Annotated in this window: 20 protein-coding genes and 1 tRNA gene; 15 read left to right on the forward strand and 6 right to left on the reverse strand. The window is 52.8% G+C overall.

All coding sequences use genetic code 11. The features are described 5' to 3' along the window. The first annotated feature begins 471 nt into the window (after window positions 1-471). Entirely contained in the window at window positions 472-1221 is a 750-nt protein-coding gene (locus B9N88_RS02765; RefSeq protein WP_027603202.1) for a carbon-nitrogen hydrolase family protein, read from the forward strand. Next, entirely contained in the window at window positions 1221-1652 is a 432-nt protein-coding gene (locus B9N88_RS02770; protein WP_027603203.1) for a GNAT family N-acetyltransferase, read from the forward strand. Before B9N88_RS02765 ends, B9N88_RS02770 begins: the two co-directional genes overlap by 1 nt. Before the next feature lie 35 nt (window positions 1653-1687). On the opposite strand, the gene B9N88_RS02775 is transcribed toward B9N88_RS02770, so the two are convergent. After that, window positions 1688-1927 carry a DNA-binding protein gene (locus B9N88_RS02775; RefSeq protein WP_065947535.1) on the reverse strand — a complete coding sequence of 80 codons (240 nt, stop codon included), beginning with the start codon at window positions 1925-1927 and terminating at the stop codon, window positions 1688-1690. Window positions 1928-2008: 81 nt separating this feature from the next. Here B9N88_RS02775 and B9N88_RS02780 point away from each other — a divergent pair, with 81 nt between their 5' ends. From B9N88_RS02780 to B9N88_RS02835, 11 genes are all read left to right on the forward strand, one after another. Next, the gene (locus B9N88_RS02780) at window positions 2009-2374 is read left to right on the forward strand and encodes a helix-turn-helix domain-containing protein (RefSeq protein WP_027603205.1); all 366 of its coding nucleotides are present in this window, start codon (window positions 2009-2011) and stop codon (window positions 2372-2374) included. Between the two features lie 151 nt (window positions 2375-2525). After that, complete coding sequence (uvrY, locus tag B9N88_RS02785; protein WP_003190387.1) at window positions 2526-3167, forward strand: response regulator transcription factor GacA; 642 nt, start codon at window positions 2526-2528, stop codon at window positions 3165-3167. Between the two features lies 1 nt (window position 3168). After that, entirely contained in the window at window positions 3169-4992 is a 1824-nt protein-coding gene (uvrC, locus tag B9N88_RS02790; RefSeq protein WP_027603206.1) for an excinuclease ABC subunit UvrC, read from the forward strand. Between the two features lie 32 nt (window positions 4993-5024). Then, complete coding sequence (gene pgsA, locus B9N88_RS02795) at window positions 5025-5585, forward strand: CDP-diacylglycerol--glycerol-3-phosphate 3-phosphatidyltransferase (protein ID WP_027603207.1); 561 nt, start codon at window positions 5025-5027, stop codon at window positions 5583-5585. Between the two features lie 60 nt (window positions 5586-5645). Then, a tRNA-Gly gene (locus B9N88_RS02800) sits at window positions 5646-5721 on the forward strand. Between the two features lie 222 nt (window positions 5722-5943). Continuing rightward, window positions 5944-7797 (forward strand): tyrosine-type recombinase/integrase, encoded by a 1854-nt coding sequence (locus B9N88_RS02805; protein WP_027603208.1) that lies wholly within the window; start codon window positions 5944-5946, stop codon window positions 7795-7797. Between the two features lie 295 nt (window positions 7798-8092). Continuing rightward, window positions 8093-9097 (forward strand): DNA adenine methylase, encoded by a 1005-nt coding sequence (locus B9N88_RS02810; protein ID WP_081744343.1) that lies wholly within the window; start codon window positions 8093-8095, stop codon window positions 9095-9097. Beyond that, complete coding sequence (locus tag B9N88_RS02815) at window positions 9075-10022, forward strand: HAD-IIB family hydrolase (RefSeq protein WP_081744344.1); 948 nt, start codon at window positions 9075-9077, stop codon at window positions 10020-10022. Before B9N88_RS02810 ends, B9N88_RS02815 begins: the two co-directional genes overlap by 23 nt. Then, a complete protein-coding gene (locus B9N88_RS02820) occupies window positions 10019-12556 on the forward strand; it encodes a GGDEF domain-containing protein (protein WP_027603209.1) in 2538 nt (845 codons plus the stop codon). Before B9N88_RS02815 ends, B9N88_RS02820 begins: the two co-directional genes overlap by 4 nt. After that, a complete protein-coding gene (locus B9N88_RS02830) occupies window positions 12556-13326 on the forward strand; it encodes a class I SAM-dependent methyltransferase (RefSeq protein ID WP_143491233.1) in 771 nt (256 codons plus the stop codon). The genes B9N88_RS02820 and B9N88_RS02830 overlap by 1 nt, the downstream gene beginning before the upstream one ends. Beyond that, window positions 13319-15076: a DNA adenine methylase gene (locus tag B9N88_RS02835; RefSeq protein WP_177327721.1), complete on the forward strand. Its 1758-nt coding sequence runs from the start codon at window positions 13319-13321 to the stop codon at window positions 15074-15076. Before B9N88_RS02830 ends, B9N88_RS02835 begins: the two co-directional genes overlap by 8 nt. A 27-nt stretch (window positions 15077-15103) precedes the next feature. Here B9N88_RS02835 and mobH read toward each other — a convergent pair whose 3' ends face one another. Beyond that, on the reverse strand, window positions 15104-16831 hold the full coding sequence (mobH, locus tag B9N88_RS02840; RefSeq protein WP_027603210.1) for a MobH family relaxase: 1728 nt from the start codon (window positions 16829-16831) through the stop codon (window positions 15104-15106). A 232-nt stretch (window positions 16832-17063) separates the two neighbouring features. Here mobH and B9N88_RS02845 point away from each other — a divergent pair, with 232 nt between their 5' ends. Further along, entirely contained in the window at window positions 17064-17258 is a 195-nt protein-coding gene (locus tag B9N88_RS02845; RefSeq protein ID WP_025214500.1) for a DUF7740 domain-containing protein, read from the forward strand. 134 nt (window positions 17259-17392) lie between these two features. On the opposite strand, the gene B9N88_RS02850 is transcribed toward B9N88_RS02845, so the two are convergent. Next, on the reverse strand, window positions 17393-18355 hold the full coding sequence (locus B9N88_RS02850) for an ArdC family protein (protein ID WP_027603211.1): 963 nt from the start codon (window positions 18353-18355) through the stop codon (window positions 17393-17395). 130 nt (window positions 18356-18485) lie between these two features. Then, a complete protein-coding gene (locus B9N88_RS02855; protein WP_027603212.1) occupies window positions 18486-18815 on the reverse strand; it encodes a hypothetical protein in 330 nt (109 codons plus the stop codon). Window positions 18816-19265: 450 nt separating this feature from the next. Here B9N88_RS02855 and B9N88_RS02860 point away from each other — a divergent pair, with 450 nt between their 5' ends. Continuing rightward, window positions 19266-19649, forward strand: coding sequence for a DUF3742 family protein (locus B9N88_RS02860; protein WP_081744345.1), 384 nt, complete (start codon window positions 19266-19268; stop codon window positions 19647-19649). Window positions 19650-19665: 16 nt separating this feature from the next. On the opposite strand, the gene B9N88_RS02865 is transcribed toward B9N88_RS02860, so the two are convergent. Then, window positions 19666-21204, reverse strand: a complete 1539-nt coding sequence (locus tag B9N88_RS02865) for a conjugal transfer protein TraG N-terminal domain-containing protein (RefSeq protein ID WP_027603213.1) — start codon at window positions 21202-21204, stop codon at window positions 19666-19668. 10 nt (window positions 21205-21214) lie between these two features. Continuing rightward, window positions 21215-21523, reverse strand: coding sequence for a hypothetical protein (locus B9N88_RS02870; protein ID WP_027603214.1), 309 nt, complete (start codon window positions 21521-21523; stop codon window positions 21215-21217). Window positions 21524-21526 lie beyond the last annotated feature (3 nt).

Genomic DNA, 21526 nt, shown 5'->3' on the forward strand with positions numbered 1-21526 from the left:
ATCGCCATGCAGTGCACATGTCGTAGCGGTAATAGGTGGCGTAGTTCATGTCGTGATTCCTCTAAGTGTTCTTGATCAAGTTGAAAAGTTTATGGAGACCTGAAAAACAAAACCCCCGGTCGGGGAGCCGACCGGGGGTTAGATTTCTCTGGTAGGCGACCCCTTGGTAAGTGGGCGCTGATTTCAGGTATCAGGCGCGCCAGTGGCTAAACCAATACCCAAAATAAAAGCTGACCAGTGCGCTCGAACCGTTCACACGGGTAGCCGACACCGAGCGCTGGGCGCTGGCAGCAGGGCAAACCTGAGTGTGGGTGAGTTGCAACATGGTGTGTCTCCAAATGTATGGGGGAGCTTACTCGAGGCACGCAGGCAGATTCAATCAGTAATTTCTATTGCGGTGGGGGACTTACGGCTATGGGGGGAGTGCCGATATGCTGTTTGCACTTTGATACTGATTGCTTGGACGCGACCATGACTGCCTTCACCCTTGCTGCTGCTCAATCCATTTCCATCGCGGGCGATGTCCCAGCCAATATTGAACGGCACCTCGTATTTATGCGCACGGCGGCGGAACAGGGTGTGCAATTACTGGTGTTCCCCGAGTTGTCGTTGACAGGGTATGAGCCGTCGCTGGCCGCTGAATTGGCGATTGCGCCGTGGGACAAGGTGCTGGCACCCCTGCGCGAGATGGCGCGTGAGTTGCGACTGACGGCGGTGGTGGGAATGCCGATCCGACTGACGCCAGAGGCGGGCGTGCTGATCGGTGCGTTGGTGCTGGGAGCGGATGGCTCCCTGGCGGTCTACACCAAGCAGCATCTGCATGCCGGCGAAGAGGCTGTGTTTGTCCCAGGGCAGGGCGGTGCGGTCCTTGAGCGTGGGGATGAACGGATTGCGCTGGCGGTGTGCGCAGATTTTTCCCAGGCCAGCCATCCCCGTGCCGCGGCGCGAGCGGGCGCCACGGTGTATGCCGCCGGGGTGTTGATCAGTGAAGGCGGCTACGCCACGGACAGTGCGCTGCTCCAAGCCTATGCCGCTGAACATGGCCTGCTGGTGTTGATGGCCAATCATGGCGGCCCGTCGGGTGGCTGGGCCTGCGCCGGTCGCAGTGCGATCTGGGCCGCCAATGGCCGTTTGCTTGCTGCTGTACCTGGCGTGGGGGATGCGTTGCTGATTGCCCGTCGCGATGGCGGGGGTTGGGTCAGCCACGTGATGGCTGTCTAATGGCTTTTCACCTGCGCGCTGCAACGGACCAGGACCTGCCCTTTGCGCGGAAGTTGACCCACGAGGCCATGGCCCGCTACTACGTGCAGTACGGGTTGTGGTGGTCCAACGACGGCTTTGATACGGCCTGGGCCGATCGGGAAAACTGGCTGATTTGCCGGGACGACAGTGTCTTGGGCTTTATCAGCCTGAGCCGCGACAGCCGGGCCCTCTATATTCGCGAGTTGCATCTGCTCGAGGCGTATCGCGGGTTGGGTGCGGGTGGCTGGGTGTTGGAGCAGATGGCGCTCAGGGCGCAAACGTTGGGACTGTTGCGTTTGACCGTATTCAAGACCAACCCGGCCAGGAGGCTCTATCAGCGCATGGGGCTCAGCATCGTAGGTGAAGAAGACTGCTTCTGGCGTATGGAGCGTGTTTGTCGCTCAAGCTAAAACGTGCACCCACTCCTTATAAGCGCATACTGGCCTCAGGCGCCGACTTCCTGATCGTTGTTCAGGTCTCCCGTCTCAGCAAGGATGATCCCTTCTTTCATGCCCAAAAGGACCGCTACCTTATGGGCTTCCCCACGCCGTCCCTTTTTGCGCCCAGCGAGCACTTGATAGGTGGTTGCCGGATCTACGCCATGTTCACGGGCGAACGCTTGAACTGACTTTCCTTGATGTTCCAGCCAGGCCTTGGCTTGTGCAGCGGTACGGATTCCGGGCATAGTTCAAAACCGTTCAAGTTTGTTTAATAAGAGATGAATGTGTCACCTCTTGGGGTGTGCCAAATAGGATCATACATCCAAATGAGTGGAATCGGTTCGCGTTTACGGCAAGAAAGGGAGCGACTTGGCCTGTCGCAAAAAGTGTTTGGTGAAATCGGAGGCGTTGAAGCCAACGCACAAGGTAAATATGAAAGTGGAGGGCGTGCGCCTAAAGCGGATTACCTGTCTCGTGTCGCCGAAAGAGGCGTGGATGTACTTTACGTGTTGACCGGCGCAGCCACGCCGATTCAATTGGAGAATCTGAGCCAGATTGAAGAAAAAGTCCTCGGGGATTATCGCGCAATGTTCAAGGAAGACCAGGCTGCGATCCGTCGCCTGACCTCGACGTTGGCCGAGCACTCGATTGCGATGAATGGAAAACCCAAGCCACAGCCCCAGGATTCCTGACCCTTCGCCCAGCAAATTGAGCCATCTGCCGCCCGGCGGATGGCTGTCGCTCAATCAATCTCTCTCTATATGACGCGTGCTATTAGGTCTGTGCCTTGGTTTTTTGCTAAGGTGTTCAGCAACCTATAAGACCATTTCGCGAGGTGTCTGCTTGATTAGGGTGCTAGTAGTCGATGACCATGATCTCGTTCGTACAGGCATTACACGAATGCTGGCTGACATCGATGGCCTGCAAGTAGTCGGTCAGGCCGAGTCAGGCGAGGAATCCCTGATCAAGGCCCGGGAGTTGAAACCCGATGTGGTGTTGATGGACGTCAAGATGCCTGGTATCGGCGGTCTTGGCGCGACGACCAAATTGCTGCGCAGCCATCCGGACATCAAGGTCGTGGTGGTGACTGTGTGCGAGGAAGACCCGTTTCCGACACGCCTGCTGCAGGCTGGCGCTGCCGGTTACCTCACCAAAGGTGCGGGCCTGGCGGAAATGGTCCAGGCCATTCGGCTGGTGTTTGCCGGCCAGCGCTATATCAGCCCGCAGATCGCCCAGCAATTGGCTATCAAGTCCTTCCAGCCCACCAGCGACTCGCCGTTTGATGCGCTGTCGGAGCGGGAAATCCAGATTGCCCTGATGATCGTCGGTTGCCAGAAGGTACAGACGATCTCCGACAAGCTGTGCCTGTCGCCCAAGACCGTCAACACCTACCGCTATCGCATCTTCGAGAAGCTCGCCATCAGCAGTGATGTTGAATTGACCCTGCTCGCGGTGCGCCACGGCATGGTGGACGCCAGCGCCTGACATGACCACACCGTTTGATCCGAGTGCCTTTCTCTCAACCTGCAGTGGCCGCCCTGGCGTGTACCGCATGTTCGACAGCGAGGCACGCCTGCTGTATGTCGGTAAGGCCAAAAACCTCAAGAGTCGTCTGGCGAGCTACTTTCGCAAGACCGGTCTCGCGCCGAAAACCGCCGCCCTGGTGGCGCGTATCGCCCAGGTCGAAACCACCATCACTGCCAACGAAACCGAAGCGCTGCTGCTTGAGCAGACGCTGATCAAGGAATGGCGACCGCCCTACAACATTCTGCTGCGTGACGATAAATCCTATCCCTATGTGTTTTTATCCGACGGCAACTTCCCGCGCCTGAGCATTCACCGTGGGGCGAAGAAGGCGAAGGGCAAGTACTTCGGGCCTTATCCCAGCGCCGGGGCCATTCGGGAAAGCCTGAGCCTGCTGCAAAAAACCTTTTTTGTACGCCAGTGCGAAGACAGCTTCTATAAGAACCGCACCCGGCCCTGTCTCCAGTACCAGATCAAGCGCTGCAAGGCGCCCTGTGTGGGGTTGGTTGAGCCGGCCGAATACGCCGAGGATGTGCGCCATTCGGTGATGTTCCTCGAAGGGCGCAGCAATGCCCTCACCGATGAGCTTTCCACCGCCATGGAGCAGGCGGCCAGCACCCTGGATTTTGAGCGGGCCGCAGAGCTGCGCGACCAGATTTCGCTGCTGCGCCGTGTCCAGGACCAGCAAAGCATGGAAGGCGGCACCGGCGACGTCGACGTGATCGCGGCCTTCGTCAATCCGGGCGGTGCCTGTGTGCACCTGATCAGCGTGCGCGGTGGGCGAGTGCTGGGCAGCAAGAACTTCTTTCCGCAGACCGGTATTGACGAGGAGGTCGCCGAAGTCATGGCCGCTTTCCTGGGCCAATACTACGTGAGCAGCCCCGAGCGCGACCTGCCGTCGGAGTTGATCGTCAATGTGGTGCACGAAGACTTCCCCGCGTTGATCGAAGCCATCCACGAACTGCGCGGTCGCGAGCTGGACATCAGCCACCGCGTGCGTGGCACCCGCGCACGCTGGCAGCAACTGGCGGTGACCAACGCCGAGCAAGCCCTGAGCGCGCGCCTGGCCAACCGACAGCACGTCGCCGCCCGCTTTGACGCCCTGGCTGAAGTCCTTAACCTGGAGGAGCCGCCCCAGCGCCTGGAGTGCTACGACATCAGCCACTCCAGTGGCGAGGCCACGGTGGCATCCTGCGTGGTGTTCGGGCCGGAAGGGCCGATCAAGTCCGATTACCGGCGCTACAACATCGAAGGCGTCACTGCCGGCGATGACTACGCCGCCATGCACCAGGCCCTCACGCGCCGCTTCAGTAAGTTGAAGGACGGCGAGGGCAAGTTGCCGGATATCCTCCTGGTCGACGGCGGCAAGGGCCAGCTGTCCATGGCCCGTGACGTGCTCAATGAGCTGGCGGTGCCTGACCTGATCCTGCTGGGCGTGGCCAAGGGCACGACGCGCAAGGCGGGTTTCGAGACGTTGTACTTGAATGATGCCGCCCATGAGTTCACTTTGAAGGGCGACTCACCCGCGTTGCATTTGATCCAGCAGATTCGTGACGAAGCCCACCGTTTCGCCATTACCGGCCACCGCGCCCGCCGTGGCAAAACCCGACGAACCTCAACCCTGGAAGGGGTGGCAGGGGTTGGCCCGACGCGACGTCGCGACTTGCTTAAACATTTTGGTGGCTTGCAGGAGCTGTCCCGTGCCAGCATTGACGAGATAGCCAAAGCACCCGGTATCAGTAAAAAGCTCGCTGAGTTGATTTATGCGAATCTGCATAGCGAATAGAATGCCTTTCCACCTCGTAGCCAGTTGTGCCGATGAATATCCCTAATCTGATCACCGTTCTACGCGTCCTGCTCATCCCTATTTTCATTTTGTTGTTCTATTTGCCGTACGAATGGAGTTATCTGGCGTCCAGTTCAGTGTTTGCCTTTGCCGCCGCCACCGACTGGCTCGACGGCTACCTGGCGCGCCGCCTGGAACAGAGCACGCCCTTCGGCGCGTTCCTCGACCCGGTGGCCGACAAGCTCATGGTGGCCGTCGCTTTGGTCCTGCTGGTGCAGGAACACGGCAACCTGTGGCTGACCCTGCCGGCAGCGGTCATCATCGGCCGCGAGATCGTCGTCTCGGCCCTGCGCGAATGGATGGCCGAAATCGGCGCCCGCGCCCACGTGGCCGTGTCCAACATGGGCAAATGGAAAACCGCCGCGCAAATGCTCGCGCTGGTTATCCTGCTGGCCAACCCGTCGGACTTCTCGTTCTGGGTCCTCACGGGTTATGCCTTGCTGCTGATCGCCGCGGGCCTCACCCTGTGGTCGATGCTCCAATATCTGCGCGCCGCCTGGCCGCATCTGCGCACCACCGTTGAAAAGAAATAAAACTTTTTTGAATCAAGGGGTTGACGGGTGCTGAGGATTCTATAGAATGCGCATCACCAAGCGGGAATAGCTCAGTTGGTAGAGCACGACCTTGCCAAGGTCGGGGTCGCGAGTTCGAGTCTCGTTTCCCGCTCCAAATATTGCGCTACAGAGTTCCATTGAATTCTGTAAGTGATTGAAATTAGGGCCTTTAGGCCCTTTTTTCGTTCCAGCGGAAACCACAGAAATCCAGTACTATCCGGTGCGTTTAAGTCCAGAATTGAGTCCAGGATTCTGATGAGTACCGAATCGGTTTAATGCTGGAGCAGATTGTGTAGCGAGATGAGCATCTGGCCCTGACTCTGTTCAGGAGCTCGCGATGGCACTCTCAGAAATGACAGTTCGGCATGCCCGAATCACTGGTAACGACTACACCCTCGGCGACAGTGATGGTCTCACACTCAATGTGACGGCCAGAGGCGGCAAAGTCTGGCTCTTCCGTTACTACTGGGCAGGCAAGCAGAAGCGCATGTCCCTCGGTAGTTACCCCCAAATTGGGCTTAAAGAGGCCCGCACCCGTCGTGATGAAGCCCGTACCTTGGTTGCCCAGGGCATCAACCCCTACGAGCATCGTAAACAACAGCGACTTGCTGTTCATGCTGCGAAGGAACACACCTTCGAGGCCGTGTTCAATCAGTGGGTAGAGTTCCGCAGGCTAAGCCTGAAGGAAGGGCGCCAGAGCACGCTCTCGCAGATCTTGCGAATCTTCAATAAAGACGTCCTGCCCATCCTGGGTGGGCGTTCTATCTACGATATCAATCGTCACGATTTGCTGGATTTGTTAAGCAGGATCGAACAGCGCAAGGCCTTAACGACAGCCGAGAAATGTCGGACCTGGTTCAACCAATTGTTCCGCTATGCGCTGGTGAAGATCGAGGGGTTGGAACACAACCCGGCTTCAGACCTCGATGTGGTCGCACTTCCCAAGCCTCCCGTGACGCACAATCCGTTTCTCCGAATGGACGAACTCCCGGGGTTAATGGCTGCGCTTCGAAACTACGGCGGTGCCGACCAAACTCGGCTTGGCCTTCGGTTGTTGTTGCTGACCGGTGTCCGTACGGGCGAATTGCGATTGGCGACACCCGACCAGTTCGATCTGGAGAAGCGCTTGTGGGTCATACCGGCGGAAGTGGTGAAACAACTCCAGCTAGCTATGCGGAAGCCAGGTAAGCAGATTCAAAATGTACCACCCTACATTGTCCCGTTGTCGGTTCAGGCGCTGGAGATAGTGCGTCGCTTGTTGGATCAAGTTGTCCCCGCTCAACGTTACTTGTTTACGCATCGAAGCGACCTAAGCAAGCGCATCAGCGAGAACACGCTGAATGGCGCGTTACGTCGGATGGGGTATGCCGATCAACTCACCGGTCATGGCATGAGAGCGACGATCTCGACGGCGTTGAACGAGATCGGATATCCGAAGGTGTGGGTGGATGCCCAGCTTTCTCATGCTGATCCGGATAAGGTGAGTGCGGCTTACAACCACGCGGAGTACGTTGAACAGCGCCGGACCATGATGCAGGACTGGGCGAATCGTCTGGATCTGTGGGGACAGGGCCAGCTGAAGGCGGCAAGCTCTCCGTTGACTATCCGTTTAGAGGGTGCAGCTTCGTTACCTTCGTTGGAAAGCGCGAACGCAAACGCCGTTCTATACAACGAAGGCCTTCCATCGTCGGCCACTTCGGCGACGATGGTGGTCAATAGCGCGCATGTCCACATTGGGTCCAAGTATTCGCCAGTCGAGCCGGAACCGGTTCAGGCCGGGAAATCTCAGAACTCTTACGTGTCCGATATTCAGCGTGAGCGTGCCGAAATGCTGGCCGCGTTTGAGACGCAGAGTAACTTGCCCCTGCTGGTTTTCGCCAGATTAGCAGGCAAATCCAGAGATCAAATCAACCGCGATATCAAGGCTCGGCGCTTGCTGTCCCTGAGCCTGGGTAATCGTGGCCAACGTATCCCCGACTGGCAGCTTGATCCGTTGCGGCACAAGTTGGTTCTTGAAATCTTAATGCGATGTCCCGAGGTGGATGCATGGAGGCTTTATCGGACGCTCTGTGAGCCTCACCAGCGACTGAAAGGTCATTCGCCAATCAATGGGCTCACTATGGATAATTTCGAAATTACTGCACGGATTGTTTGCAGGGCCCTAGATGCGAGTTTGAGTAAATGCGTATGACCAACATTATTTTTTTCCTTGCTGGCTCTTCACTGCTCCGGGCTCGCGTCAAATTCAATTGGAGCCTAGGATCATCGTTGCGCCAGCCGCCGCAGGAAGGCAGCTTTCATGGATCCTAGGCAAGTGAACCCCAACCTAGACAGGCGATCTCGCTGACGGTTGGTTTCATCTGGGTGGACCTCCGTTTGGTGCTTTACCCTTCGGAGACAGAGAGATGGCGGTTGTGCACTATGGTAGGATAGCTGATTTTTGGGTCGCGCTGCCGCCTAAGGGCCTTTGATGATCGAGTTTGATAATGTTTAGATATTTTGGTTCCAAAGCATCGACAGCTTCGCTAGTAGCCGACTTGGCTTTAGATGGTATGGGGCTAGCAACAGCGGCAGACGCTTTTGGCGGGCTTGGTAATATAGGAGCCGAATTCAAAAAGCGAGGTTGTGCGGTAACAACGTGCGACGTATTAAGCTTTCCTAATGCATTTCAGCATGTGCGAATTTCATGCATGTCTGAGCCTGACTTCAGCTATCTGAAGCGAAAATTGGGTGTGTCACACAATAATGAACTATTGATGCAGCTGAATAATACCGTTTCTACCTCGCCTTGGTTTGTACGAGAGTATTCGTCAAAGAGGGCGTTCTTTACTGCTGGGAATGCCGCAAAAATTGGGGGGGCATGGCGACAGATTGGCATTTGGAAGAAGATGCAATGGATCAATCTCAATGAGGAGAAATATTTGGTTGCGTCTCTTCTTAATAGCATGGATTCTGTTGCAAATACGGCAGGGACTTACTATGCCTACTTGAAAGAGTGGGATCGAAAGTCTCTCAGGAATTTTTCTTTTCAATGGTTTGATGGTGTTACGGATGGGATTCCTGGTACCGCTGTACAAGCGGATGCTCTGAGCTATTTATCAGGGAAAAGTTTTGATGTGTTATATCTTGATCCTCCGTACAACAATAGGGACTATTCGAGATACTACCATCTGCCAGAAACACTTGCCAAATTGAAGCCCGTCAAAATTGATGGAGCAAGTAAGTCGGGGCTACCTTTGGTCCGACCTTCTGAGGGGAAAGAAATAAGAGATGCTATGAAGCTGCCGTATCTCCTTGAATTGATAAACTCAGTTTGTTGGTCTCGTCTTGTGTTGCAGTATGCTGATGGTGCCTATATATCAATTTGCGATTTAGAGAAAGCACTATCGCAGCTTGGAAGTCTGAGAATTCATCAAGTTTCAGCTCTTGGTTATCAGTCAACTAACGGAACAAGGCAGCAGGTCCATCATGTATTCGTTATTGACAAATAGTCCAAAACCTCTTCCGGACGCCCTATGCGATCCAAGCGAGTTGTTGCCATTTGCAAAGGTGAAACTAATCGCGTTTGATTTGGATGGAACGTTGATATTGCGACCTCAGGATCCACTAGGAAATCGCTTAATAAAATTATTCTCGTTGCTAAGCGGGCCCGGCCGAAACTTACATTTGACATTGGCGACTGGGCGCACTCTCACTGGAGTATCTGCGACCGTAAAACAATTGGGTGGCTTTAGTAAGGTTCCTCTTGTTTTATATAACGGGAGTGTCGTGATGCAACCTGAAAAACAAGCGCTTGTTGCTCATGAGGTAATAGCCCAAGACGTTGTAGCTAATATTCTCCAATTGATTTGCGAGTTTCATAGTGCTGCGCTATTTATTTATACGGTTGATCCAGAAGCGAAGCTTATAAGCGATTATTCATCTACAGAAAGCGTCTTCTTTAAAGGTAAAGCCCCAAAGCCTGAGCTGGATTTTAACGGAATGTCAGTGAGGGATTTCTCAGAAATAGATTTCTCTTCTGATAAAGTGGTAGCTATGTTGATAGCGGTCACATTGCCCGAAGAGAAAAAAATCATAGTATCTCGATTGAATTTACTACCTGGCGTTTCAGTCACGGCTAGCGGGTCCGTCTATATTGAATTGCGACCTATAAGATCTTCTAAAGCGCTGGGTCTGAAGGTGCTTTGTGATAGATACGGAATATCACCTCAACATGTATTAGCTGTTGGCGATAATGATAATGACGTTGAATTGCTGACCTGGGCAGGACTCAGTGTATGTGTAAAAAATTCCTCTGATGCGGCCAGGGCGTCGAGTAAGTTTTACTCTGTGCATGGCGCAGGTAAGGCCGCAATTGATGTACTTGAAATTGTCCGTCGCGCTCAGCGCTTATTTGGGAAGGCAAGGAAAGCATGATTCTGAAAAGTCGTGGATCGAGAGACCCAATCGCGAAGCTGAAAAGCGACGCAGTAAATTATTTTATTTCTCCCGCCGAGCTTGAGCAGCGTTTAAATGAGGTTGAACAAGCGTTAGGTTTATCTAAACTAGGGCTCAAGGTTACGATACAAGACGTAGCTCACGAGTGGGGAGAGTGCAGTGGTAGCCCTTTTGTTATAGATCGCATAAACAGTGCTGGCGTCACTATTGAGTTGTACATCACTGATAAGTCTCAATCGGCCGACCTCAATGTACAGCAGAAACTGCATCAGCTTTTTGGTTCTCTAGTTGAAGTTTGGGGGAGTGAATACAGGAATAATCATGGTGGCCTTTATTTGAAAGCTGCCGGTGCAGAGGAGATGTTTAAAAATTCCATTGTGCCTATGTCCAGTCTAAGTAATGTCCCTCGGCTGTCTGTAGTCTATATTGATTTGGATAAATTTAAGTCTGTTAACGACCAATGCGGCCATGACGAGGGTGATAGAGCAATACGTCAAGTATACGCTGAAATGCACAAAGTGTGTCGAGCGTTGGGCGGTTTAGCGTTCATTGATGGAGGTGATGAGTTTATTTTAGTGTTGCCGTGCGATAGGCCTATGGATATTAGCGCACGGCTTTGGGAGTTAAGGACAAAAATACATAGCCTGTCTTTTGGGGAGCAAAAACTCAAAATTGGAATGACGGCTGGAGTGATCAGCAAGAGTATCGATGAGGTGTCTAAGGATATTCATGGTATTAAAAAAACATGTGAGGCCCTGACGAAATCAGGAGGTGACCATAAAGAAAAAAAGCGAGGAACTATTAGTTTTGAGCGTTCAGAAGAGCAGTTTGATTCCGTAAAGTATCCAGTCTCACTATCTGATTTTTTCAAGCTCGGTTTGTGTTTGTCAAAAAGTCGGCAGTTCTTTGAGAATTGCTTTGTTGACGAGCGACTTAATCTCATAGTGCATCAGGTGTCTTTGCTGACGAGTTTTCCGCCGCAGCCTAAGGAAGTCGAGGCAGCAGTCGCTGATGTGATCTCGTGGTTTGGTGTAACTATTACCAGTGAGTGTGACGAAAGATATTTGTTGAATCGATCGGGGGACGGACTTTGTATTTCTCAAAGCTCCATTACCCTAGCGGTGATGCATGCCTTATCTAGAGCAGCGATAAATCATAAGTGGCCAGCAAGTGCGGGCGAAACCCTATCAGTGATGTTTGATGAGTCCTCAGTACGTTGTGCCGTGCATATCGATGAGATAAAGGTTTGGGGTGATCTGAATGAGTGCGGCCACGACAGTATTTTATTCGGGAGTCTAGTAGGAAAGGGCTCCGACAATGAAAAGGAGGGTGTAGCTGTAGGAGTGCAAATCGGCTTTGATCAAAAGCCGAGGACGCCCGGTGGTGCTAAGCTACCACCCGATTTTTTTATTGACCATGTCAGGGTTGATATTAGGCCTCGGACGGGTGGAGGACTGCCAGATTTTTGGCAGGCAGCCCTCGCTCAGGTAGTATCAGCGTTAAATAAAGCTAAAAATCCTGCGCCTGTCTTGGTGTGGGGAGATACGCCTGAAAGCACCGAAATTTTCAAGCGCCTCAATGATCTTGGAGCTTGGTCGAATGACGAGATTGCCAGTCTAACCGGTCTTGCCACTAGCCAGGTTGCCAAAATAAAGGAGCGGCTGAACGGCAACGTCTTAATTGTCAATAATAGTGCGCTGCTTGATGCCTTATATAACTGCTACTTGTCCTTTTCTGGTGAGGAGCGTTTAGATGCTAAGGTTGCGCATCGAGACGATTACTCTCTCAAGAGGCCAATGATTTCTGCCGCGCCGCTTGATCAGAGTGAGGGTATTGTTTGCAAAACTTCGCGCGAAGGCTACCCGATTATTATTGATACGCTTAGAAAGACCGAGAAAATTCGGTTTGCAATAGATGATTCAGGGCAAGAACAAAGAGAACTGATCGCCTTTAAGCTTAAGTTGATGTTTCCTCTTATTGATCGTGTTCCGGACTATCTAGCCGATCAATTGCCAAATTTGGAGCAATATGCGAGCACGGTACTACTGTCTGATGATGGAATTATCCGTAAAGGGCTTGAAAGCTCTGGACAGATCGATGCTTTCGTATCGTATTTAGCTCGCTATGTTGGTCATCACAAAAAATCCAGATCTACTCGACGTGCTTGCATAGTCGTTCCTCATGTCCCAGATGAGCATGGTGAGCCTAGGCCTCTTGGTTTGATATCCGTTTGGGCCACGCCACGATTTGCCTCTCCATCCGCAACTTTCTTAGATTTTGTTTTTGTTTGGCGAACAGTTGAGGCGTTTATCGGTTTCCCTTACAGCCTCTATGGGTCGATTAAATTGGCCGAAGACTTGATTAACAGAATAGCGAGTACTGCCGGAATAGCGGTATCTTCAGACGGACTCCAGTTGGGTGAACTTAATTATGTTGCTTTAAGCCTGCACATCGGTAGCGATGAGTTCCACACCCGAGTAGCTAAACAGATTGTCGACTCCGCGAGCGACTGATGCTTGCTTTTTTTGGTGTGCGCAAAAGCAGAGTTCCATTGCTAAAATGGATTCCTTTGTTCGATCTTCAGAAAGCAGGTCAAAGTCAAAATTTTTATCTTTATCAGATTCCCGTCAGTAAGAGCGGTTTGCCTCTGGAGTGTCTTGTACAAGTAGCAGAAAGTGGGTTTGTTAGAATATTTGAATCCTGCTATATAGACTGCATGGATGAAACTGATCTGCAACAGGAGGTCGTTCATTTGTTGTTCTCTATAGTAGCAGGTGATGTCTACAACGATCTGATAGATGCGAAAAGAAATGTCTCTTGCTACAACGAGCTATTCGATGGTGCGCAGAGTAGAAGTGCGCGACCTCTGAAATCTATTTTAGATTTTGGATGTGGGCCTGGGACAGTGATGGCTAGCTCTCTTGCTCGCGAAGGAGTTTTGCTGCGAGGTTACGATTTTGTTGCTGAGAACAGAGAGTTGGCCAGAACGAACGGTCTTGATGTCTTTGAGGTAGCAGAACTTGAGAATCTATCTATTGGAACGTTCGACCTAATATTGAGTTGTTATGTCATGCACTATGAGACAATTGCCGCTGCGGAAATAATAAAGCTTTCCGAGTTGATTCGAGCAGGTGGCCTGTGGGCGGCGAATTTTCATAAATCAAAAGGGTTTACGTCTTTTAAAAAAACGCTTAATAAGGCAGGCTTGTATGAAATCGAAACTTGCATGTCACCTTTTGGATTGTTGGTGTTTGCGACTAAAATAGGTAATAGAGATGAGTGAGTGCCATCATATTTCACCCGTCAACGTCAAATCACTTGAGCATCCTCTCACTGAGGATGAGAGTATTTGGCTTTCGAAAAAGATACTATGCACCATTTTAGGTACTGATCGAGCATTGTACCCTGTGGCTCAGGTTAAGATTTTATCTGCTCTTACTAATTATGCGAGGACGTTGAACTATAAGAATCCCCACCCCACAAGCCTGTTTCCGTCTACTGAAGACTTACCGTTAGGAACGGGCACAGTTATAAGCGCTGGACTAGCTGGAGAGGATGTTGAAGTAGAAGGGGATGAAGTTTTTCTTCAACTTCTCCCTCATTGGATTGAGCAAGCTGAAAAAAACAGCAGTGATTTTGAGTCCGATAGTTGGCAGCAAGAGTTACTGGGTGCTATTGAGGTGACAACCAAGTCGAAAGAATTAATAAAAAGGATTCGTCTGGCCAAGTCACGTGTATCCTTATCTCTTAGCTCGCGTGTCACTCAGTTTTCACGATCAGCACACTACATGGGGTCAAAAGCATTTTTGGGACCATATCTTTCTGAAATTATGCACACCTTTTTTTCTCCAGAAACTATAGTTTTGGATTTGATGTGTGGTTCCGGTGCTACTTCTGGGATTTTTAGTAGAGAGTGGCGCACATACGCTTCTGATGCTCAGAAGTTTTCAACTCATCTAGCGATGGTGCAAGGTGGCGGTCTTGGAGCGGACGAAGCAACCGGTATTGCGGAAACTGTTTTAAGTGTAGCTAGAGAGCACTACGAGTTGGTTCCTGAATATATAAAAAATCAGATTGATTTGGAGAGTGATTTCTTATCGTCTGAGCTTTCCTCGGAAATGCTGGCTGATTTCGGTCGATGGATAGTCGGCTATCCTCGCATAAATAACGCTGAAGCTAAGCCTGATGAGTATTTGGAGGCTTTAATCGAAGCTCGTAAAATAGCGCCAGCCACACATCCATATATGTTATTTAGTATGTATTATGCAAACCTTTTCTTTGGCGTGCGTCAAGCAGCGGAAATTGATAGTTTGCGATACGCTATCGATCAAATTCAAGATGATTCGCAAAGATCTTGGGCGCTAGGTGCTCTTATTTGTGCTGTCAGCTCTTGCGCTTATTCTTATGGGGGGCATTTTGCTCAACCTAAATTTGATGGTAGTGCCTCCGATAGGCTTGAGGCTCTAGCGCCTGACCTTGTCGTTTGTCGAGGCTTGTCGGTCGCACACGAATTTTTCATTCGACTCACGAGTCTTGGGGCTGAGAGCTCTAATATAAAGTATCCAGTTATTCCAATTAAGGGGCCTTGGCAGGAGGCTGTTGCTACCGCAGATGAGCTTTTCCGAGGGGAGCAAGTTTGCGTATATCTGGATCCTCCATATACTCGTGACGAATATAGTAGATATTATCATATACTAGAGACTTTGGTTCGTTATGATTATCCAGAGGTTAGAGATAAGGCCTCAATGCCCAAAAGAGGTGATCCTGGGCGATTTGCATCTGCATTCGCGACAAGAAATACTTCACAGATAGAGGTTTTAATAGCTCAGATAATTTCTGAGTGCTTGGGTAGGGGGTGGAGTTGTCTTTGGAGCTATTCAAGTACTGGAGTTGCCTCGATAGAGGTGGTCATTGACTTGGTTTCTCATTTAACCCAAGAGGTTGAGTTCTTTGCTGTAAATCATGTATACAAAGGCCAAGGTAAGCATAAATCTAAGGGTGTTAGAGAGTATGCGTTGTTGTTCAGATCGTAAGTAACTAAACAGATGTTTGCGTCGTCATTAGTCAGAGGCTTGATGAAGAGTAAGAAACGGATTGTCAGGATATGGCATATTTGGTAAGAGGTCGGATCGCTCAAGGATGTAACCTTTGAGTGTCGATTTTTTACGATTACCTGCTACCTGACAGGTCCAGATGTTCAACCCGCTTTCAGTCTTTCTATGGAGTTGTAACCTTTCAAACTGTTTCTGGACTTGCCGCCAACCAGCGCTTGCACCTCGGATGCCTGGGGCATCTGGGAACTCTTGGACGTAGCATTGGAATAGACTAGGGCTTACCAGAAATAAGTTGCCGTTGACCGTGTGGATTTTGGCCTTGCTGTCATTGATGATCAGCTTGTGGCTCAGAATGCCTTCCTTGACCCAATTCAGGAATGCCTGGCCTGGGTTATCCGATTGAAGCGTTGAAGTATCGTCAGCACTTTCTGACAGTGCGTCGCTGGCCTCAGGCTCTTCCAACTCGAACATGTCCAGTAGCGTGCCGAGGTGATCGGCATCCTCTAGCTCCATCGGATCCGGCTGCGGTTGGCTTTGACATGATTCTGCGCTGACTGCGTCGGGCGCTGGTGTCGGTACCGGGGTGTCAGCTGAGTGTTCATGAGCCGCAATACTCACCGTTCCGCTGAAAGCCTCAGGCCGGTCTTCGTTCCCCCAGATCAACGCCGGTTGAAGGCGCAGAAAGGTAAAGCTGTGCTGCCAGTCTCCCTGGGCGACTAATGCAGTCCAGATCGCTTTACCTTCTGGAGTCGACTCGACCAGCCCATGCGATTGCAGTTCATCAAACACCGCGAGATTGGACGAGGGAATACCCTCAATCGATTGCGACAGCAGATAGGCTCGCAGCTTGTCTGTGACCGTCTTGCTGACGAGCCACAGTGAATCGTGGGTCAGCCATCCCGCGGCGCCTGGCTGGTTGAGTTTCAGTTCGTGTTGAACCAGATGACGCAGCCCGCTAATCAAATGGTGTTGCAGCGAATGAGTTGGCGCTTGCAGTGCCTTGCTCGGATTACCACCGATGTTCTGTGCGGTGGAAACACGGTCTGCCTGCATCACCAGCTCCCCCAGCACGCCGGCACGTTCGTACTGACCCGCCAGGACATACAGCAGATTGGCCCACAATGGCGGAAATCCACTGAGCCAATCAAGGATTGGCCGGTCGAGAATCTGGGTGTAGAGCAAGCCCGCGGCCGCGCCGTGCAGGTGGTAGTCGCGACCCTTGAGGTAGCGAAAACGGTAGGGCTGATCCAGGGATCCCTGCCAAGGATGCCAGACGCTACCGTCTTGGCGTTCGACCAGCAAGTCCACGGCGATCTTGCCGATGTCATGCAGCAACGCGCCATAGGCGATGCCAGCGGACCAAGCGTCGGTTTGGGCTGCTTGGTCTTCGGGCGCAGCGCCCGTGGGAAGCAGATACGACTGACGCAGTTTCAAACTACAGGCGACCAGCTCCAGACCATGGTCGAGCATGCCGCCGAGATAAGCATGATGGTGCGTCTCGCTGGCTGGAAGCTGCTGGACCAGCTCGGCGTATCGATGGATCGGATTTAAATAGAGCTGGCTGAATTGCGGATGGGAGAGGGCGGTGTACTGCCAAATGCGATCAAGCAACTGGCGGCGATGCTCGGCTGCTAACAAGCTCTGGGACGATTCGATGGACAGGTACCCATCGGCGACGTTTACGGTGGGTGGCGGAGGAGGCTTTTGCCTTTTGTGCCGAAACAGACTGAGCATCATGGTCCTCCTGGGAACTGGCAGAGTCAGTGGCCTTTTAGCCTTTTCGGATAGGGCTCTTACCCTTGCCTCCCCCATTCCCTTCCAACCCTTACCGGTCCTTTTGACGCGTTTCCCTTTGTGCGGCAATCGGAATATCGATTTGTCCTGGTGCCGTTTTGTTGGATGCGCATGCTGGTACGAAAAAGGAAAGTGTCGGTACACTGCGGTGCGAATTTTATTGGGTCTTGTCATGAATCTCACTGACGCCACGCTCGTGCTGCTGCTCGCGGCACGTATCCATGGGACAGACGAAGCTGTCAGGGCCTCGGCGAAGAGCGTGGTCAAGAAGCTGCCGCGCAGCAAACGCGATCTGATCTACAAGGTGATCGACAGCCGAAGTCCACTCGAGCTGGTGGATTACCTGGCTGAGAATCTGGATACGTAACGGTGTACTGCGGTTACGGGATTACCTCATGTTCTTTGCGTCAGAGCTCCGCAGTGTGGGGATTTTTCTGGGCATAGAAAAAGGGTCCAACTCGTGTTGGACCCTGTGAAGCGATTGCAGCAGTGAGGTAACGATCAAGCTCCATCGTTCATGCACAGCGAATTATCCATTACCGTCTGCTTCTGTTGCTGCTCCAGGTCGAGCACATACTCCGAGGCGCATCGGGCCTGGCCACTGGCGCGGAAAATCGCGCGGTTGTCAGACTTGAGCAGGTCGAGCCAGGAGTCGATATAGCCCTCGTGCCGAAGCTCTCCCCGTATACCGCCGTAGGCACATAAAAAAGCGGCGCCCATTTCGGCGATCAACTCTTCAAATGCATAGCCTGGCGAGCCAAATGGACACGGAGAGGTCACGCCTTCGCGCTGCAGTCGAGAGTGGTGGCCGGTCCAGTGCGTCAGCTCGTGAAGCGCCGTGGCGTAGTATCCACCTTGATCGTGGAATTGCGTTTTTGTTGGCAGTTGGATGAGATCCCTGATCGGGTGGTAAAAGGCTTCGTCGACTAATCGATGAATGATGTTTGCACCTGAACTTAACAACAGATTTTCCGCGGCGCCGTTGGGGAAGAAGGGATCGCTCGGTTCCGTCTCGAGCAAGGTTTCGTTGAGCGTTTCGAGCCCCTCCGTTTGCTCGATGTTGAACAGAAAATGCGTCCTGAGAATGCCAAAGTGAGCCACCTTGGGCTGACCGTTTTCATCGAGTACGGGTTGGCCTGACTCGGTCTGTTCCTCGCGCTCCATCGGCTTGTAGAGCACTGCCAGAGTGCTGTGCTCACCCTTACGGATGTGCCCGCCGGCTTTTTTGGCTTGGTTGAAGGTCAGCCAACGGTCTTGAGTGAACCCCTGCAACCTGGCCTCGGCCCAGAGCAACGGTAAATTGATGCCCGAATAGGGACGCTGCGTGATGGCGTTGATGGGATAGGGCTGGTGATGAGCTACGTCAGTTGAGCCATTTGAGGACCAGGGTTTGATCCAGGGCGCTACGCCTTGGTCTAACGCGGTAACGATCTTGTCTGTCACGTCTTGGTAGATATTGCGCATGGCATTTCCCTCGAAAAACCGGAGGAACGCCTTTCCCGTCGGGGAGGGTTCCCCGGTGGGTGTTGGTTGGATTGGTGCAGGACTGCGTATAGCCTGAGTTGGATCAGTGGCCAGGGATGGCCGTTTGCGTTTAGCGTTGCTGCTCTTCCGCAAGCGCTATCAGTAAGGCGTTAGGTTGGCCTGATGCCTGAAGTAGGCTGAGGCTCAGTCGCAGCAATGGTTCATGTTCTGCATTACTCACTGAGCCGAACTTGGCTATCTCGAACACCACGTAGGGTGCGTTTGGATCGGCCAGGTGAGCTTTGAAGGCTGCGCGTACGACGTTGCTCAGCCTATCGAGCTGCAGTTTTTCAGGATGATTTGAACCGTCGAGCAATACCGCGTGTTGCCACGCGTCTGGAGTGAACACAACGGGCAAGGGCAGAGTGTTCAGTGCTTCGCTTGTGAGTGAGTCGGACATGGTGTGCCTCCGTTGAAAGCGCGAAGAAACCTGTCCCATAGGGGAAAGAATTTCCCCGCGGCGGGTTGAAGAAAAGCAAGAGGGTTGGGACGAGCCGAGCTCGAAAGACGCTCGGGAGAGCAGGAGGCGTTCATCACCGTGAAACGTGACCGTGCGAGCCACCGAACGCTAATCGCACTTGGGAGGAACCATCACCGGAGTGACGTAGCTTTGAAGGCTCTGGCTACCTGGGAAGGTGCTGTCGATAACAGCGATCCGTACCCTCTATGTAGCTGGATGATATGGATGGGTCAACGGCCATAGAGGCGCTGGTGCACGAGCTGCGTCTGCTGTCTTCCAGTGAAGGTTTTTCGGCTAGGTAAACTGATAAACGGTCAGGCATGGGCGGTTTTCGGTAGTAGGCTATTACTCCTCTCTCAACCATGAAAACGCTCAGAAGAGGGCGAGACCATGCCGACTCAAAACCGTGTTGAGGTTTCCCGCGTCCACCACTGGGCATATACCTGTGGCATGTCGATAAAACGCGGGTATCGCAAGTTGAAAGGGTTTGAGTCCCGCGTAGCTAAACGTGCGGTGACGGCAGGTATGCCCGCAGGCAAGCTGCTTGTTCGCGGGAGTTTTTTAATCTTCAAGTTGGCAGTTGCTGCAGGACTGCTTCTAGTTAGCTTATGGCTCACAGTGTCGGTGATAATCCTTATCGCCTTGTGTTGGGCCATCGCGAATGGAACACCTATCAAACCTAAGGATGCTCTCCGTTACAAAGCATATGGCGATCCATATGGTGAGTATGAGTATGGTCGCGCACCCGGTCAGCCTGATTTAAAAGACCTTTAGTCGAGCTCTTCGCTCACTACTTTAAGGCCTTTCCAGCAGACATCAGAGCTCCAGTGCCCCTTGCACCAGCGTCCTGCGCTTGAGCTGCTCCTTTGCTAAGCATGCCGTCGGCGATTGAGCCAACGCTATATCCTGCCCAGCTCATTGCAGCCAAAAACAACATCGGAAGCACGACGAACATTGCCCCCATCACATACTCAATCACCTGTGCCGTGACGGTCCCATCCATGAAGCCAGATGTGGGCAGCGACAAGAGCACCTGATTGGACGCAGACACTTGGTTGTACAAGGTATCGAGCATGCTGGAGTCGACCCAGCGGGCTAACTCCCACCAGAAGGTCAGCATGTGCAGCGCGAACAGCGCGAACGTCACCGTCATGACGGTTTTCAATTGGTAGGTACTGACCAGCAGGATCAGCGGCAAACTGATGATGACGCCCATGATCAGGAAAGCCTGCACCATGGGCAGGGCAGCGCGTAGTGCATTCATTGCCGGAAAGTTGCTGAAAGAGCCGAGGGCCAGCCCAGTGTTGGTGGCTAAGTTGTTGAGTCCCTGATTGATCGAGCCGCCGCGAGCACTGGAGCCGTAGTCCTGATACACCTGTCCTGGCGACATGGACATCGATTGCTGGCGCGGGCTGACCAGTTCGCGAAGCGTGGCATCCTCAATCTCGTTACTCGAACGGCCAGTCAACCAACCTTTTAGCTGAGTCAGCAGCGAAGGATCGACTTGCTCGATCAAGCGCTCACGCAACCCGACACCACTGTCGCTCCACCACTGTTTGCAGGTGGGATAGCCTGCACCACTCTCCAGCCGTGGCAATGAAACATCGCGGGTTTCATCATAGGGCCAGCTGACACGCGGTGTCCGTGAGCGATCGGTGTCGTAGTAGCCCGGAGTGTCGAGAAAATAGCTTGAGCCGACCCAGGACGCATCATGACTTTGTTCCTTGTCCAACTGCGGGCGATTGGTGAACAGCCGAGAGCGGGAATAGCCGTAGCAGTCGCGAGTAAAATCGGCGACTTCCTGTAGCAACACTTGGTTATCAATGCGAGAACTGTCGATCTCCATGCGCATCTGTCGGATGTCCGGTGCGCAGGGAATGGAGGCGGTGGCCGCTGCGGTCACTCCTTTACTCAAGGCGTGCACCAGAAACCACCAGATTGGCACGTTGGCAGAGCGTTCACCGATGGTGTTGAACGTGGTGCCCCAAGCGGTTTCCGCTGGCTTGGCCACGCTGACACCGCAGCGTTGGCTCGCTGCATCGTCGAACGCCATTGAAGCGAGGTTTAGCGGAAAGACCGGCGCACAGCCGAACAATACGACAATGTAGGCCAGCCAAAGCCGGTTCTCGATTCGAGGTACCGAGAGCAATCCTTTGTTGCCTTCATCCGCGCCTTGCTGACGGGCCGACAACCATTCTTGCAAGATGATTGCACCAAAGGGGGCGGCGAACAGGCCAGTATCGGACAGGACGTTCCAGATACCGTTGTTGATGATCCAGGCCAGCAGCGAGAGGTAAAACTCCAGGTAGCTGTTGGTGCTCATGAGCATGGTAGTGACCTCACAACCGATTGAGCTCGACGCAGGTAAAGAGCAAGAGCCCTAATGTCCCGGCGCGCTTCACGCGCAGTCGGTCCTGAGGTCGATGTCGATAGCGCCTCAGCAGGTCCCACCAGAGTGCTAATAGGACGCCGTAGAGCAAGGCTCGCCACCACCGCAGGTAAGGCCGTATCGATTCCAAGGCTTGCTGCCAGACCTCGAAACTGCCCAGCGCAGTGCGGCCGATCCAGGCGATCAGTGCGGCGGTCAGGATCATCCCTGCGGCGATCCCTAGACTTGAAAGCAAAGTGAATAGCAGTGAGCGTTTCATGGC

Source organism: Pseudomonas sp. LAMO17WK12:I1 (genome assembly GCF_900177315.1).
In the GTDB taxonomy this organism is placed as follows: domain Bacteria; phylum Pseudomonadota; class Gammaproteobacteria; order Pseudomonadales; family Pseudomonadaceae; genus Aquipseudomonas; species Aquipseudomonas marginalis.

What these genes read in the sequence shown, in the direction of transcription:
- B9N88_RS02830 (WP_143491233.1), top strand. Translation starts at nt 12,556, where the DNA reads ATGCTTGCTTTTTTTGGTGTGCGCAAAAGCAGAGTTCCATTGCTAAAA.
- B9N88_RS02775 (WP_065947535.1), bottom strand. Translation starts at nt 1,927, where the DNA reads ATGCCCGGAATCCGTACCGCTGCACAAGCCAAGGCCTGGCTGGAACAT.
- B9N88_RS02835 (WP_177327721.1), top strand. Translation starts at nt 13,319, where the DNA reads ATGAGTGAGTGCCATCATATTTCACCCGTCAACGTCAAATCACTTGAG.
- B9N88_RS02765 (WP_027603202.1), top strand. Translation starts at nt 472, where the DNA reads ATGACTGCCTTCACCCTTGCTGCTGCTCAATCCATTTCCATCGCGGGC.
- B9N88_RS02810 (WP_081744343.1), top strand. Translation starts at nt 8,093, where the DNA reads ATGTTTAGATATTTTGGTTCCAAAGCATCGACAGCTTCGCTAGTAGCC.
- B9N88_RS02865 (WP_027603213.1), bottom strand. Translation starts at nt 21,204, where the DNA reads ATGCTCATGAGCACCAACAGCTACCTGGAGTTTTACCTCTCGCTGCTG.
- B9N88_RS02815 (WP_081744344.1), top strand. Translation starts at nt 9,075, where the DNA reads ATGTATTCGTTATTGACAAATAGTCCAAAACCTCTTCCGGACGCCCTA.
- B9N88_RS02845 (WP_025214500.1), top strand. Translation starts at nt 17,064, where the DNA reads ATGAATCTCACTGACGCCACGCTCGTGCTGCTGCTCGCGGCACGTATC.
- uvrC (WP_027603206.1), top strand. Translation starts at nt 3,169, where the DNA reads ATGACCACACCGTTTGATCCGAGTGCCTTTCTCTCAACCTGCAGTGGC.
- pgsA (WP_027603207.1), top strand. Translation starts at nt 5,025, where the DNA reads ATGAATATCCCTAATCTGATCACCGTTCTACGCGTCCTGCTCATCCCT.
- B9N88_RS02820 (WP_027603209.1), top strand. Translation starts at nt 10,019, where the DNA reads ATGATTCTGAAAAGTCGTGGATCGAGAGACCCAATCGCGAAGCTGAAA.
- B9N88_RS02780 (WP_027603205.1), top strand. Translation starts at nt 2,009, where the DNA reads ATGAGTGGAATCGGTTCGCGTTTACGGCAAGAAAGGGAGCGACTTGGC.
- B9N88_RS02770 (WP_027603203.1), top strand. Translation starts at nt 1,221, where the DNA reads ATGGCTTTTCACCTGCGCGCTGCAACGGACCAGGACCTGCCCTTTGCG.
- B9N88_RS02855 (WP_027603212.1), bottom strand. Translation starts at nt 18,815, where the DNA reads ATGTCCGACTCACTCACAAGCGAAGCACTGAACACTCTGCCCTTGCCC.
- B9N88_RS02860 (WP_081744345.1), top strand. Translation starts at nt 19,266, where the DNA reads ATGCCGACTCAAAACCGTGTTGAGGTTTCCCGCGTCCACCACTGGGCA.
- B9N88_RS02870 (WP_027603214.1), bottom strand. Translation starts at nt 21,523, where the DNA reads ATGAAACGCTCACTGCTATTCACTTTGCTTTCAAGTCTAGGGATCGCC.
- B9N88_RS02850 (WP_027603211.1), bottom strand. Translation starts at nt 18,355, where the DNA reads ATGCGCAATATCTACCAAGACGTGACAGACAAGATCGTTACCGCGTTA.
- mobH (WP_027603210.1), bottom strand. Translation starts at nt 16,831, where the DNA reads ATGCTCAGTCTGTTTCGGCACAAAAGGCAAAAGCCTCCTCCGCCACCC.
- B9N88_RS02805 (WP_027603208.1), top strand. Translation starts at nt 5,944, where the DNA reads ATGGCACTCTCAGAAATGACAGTTCGGCATGCCCGAATCACTGGTAAC.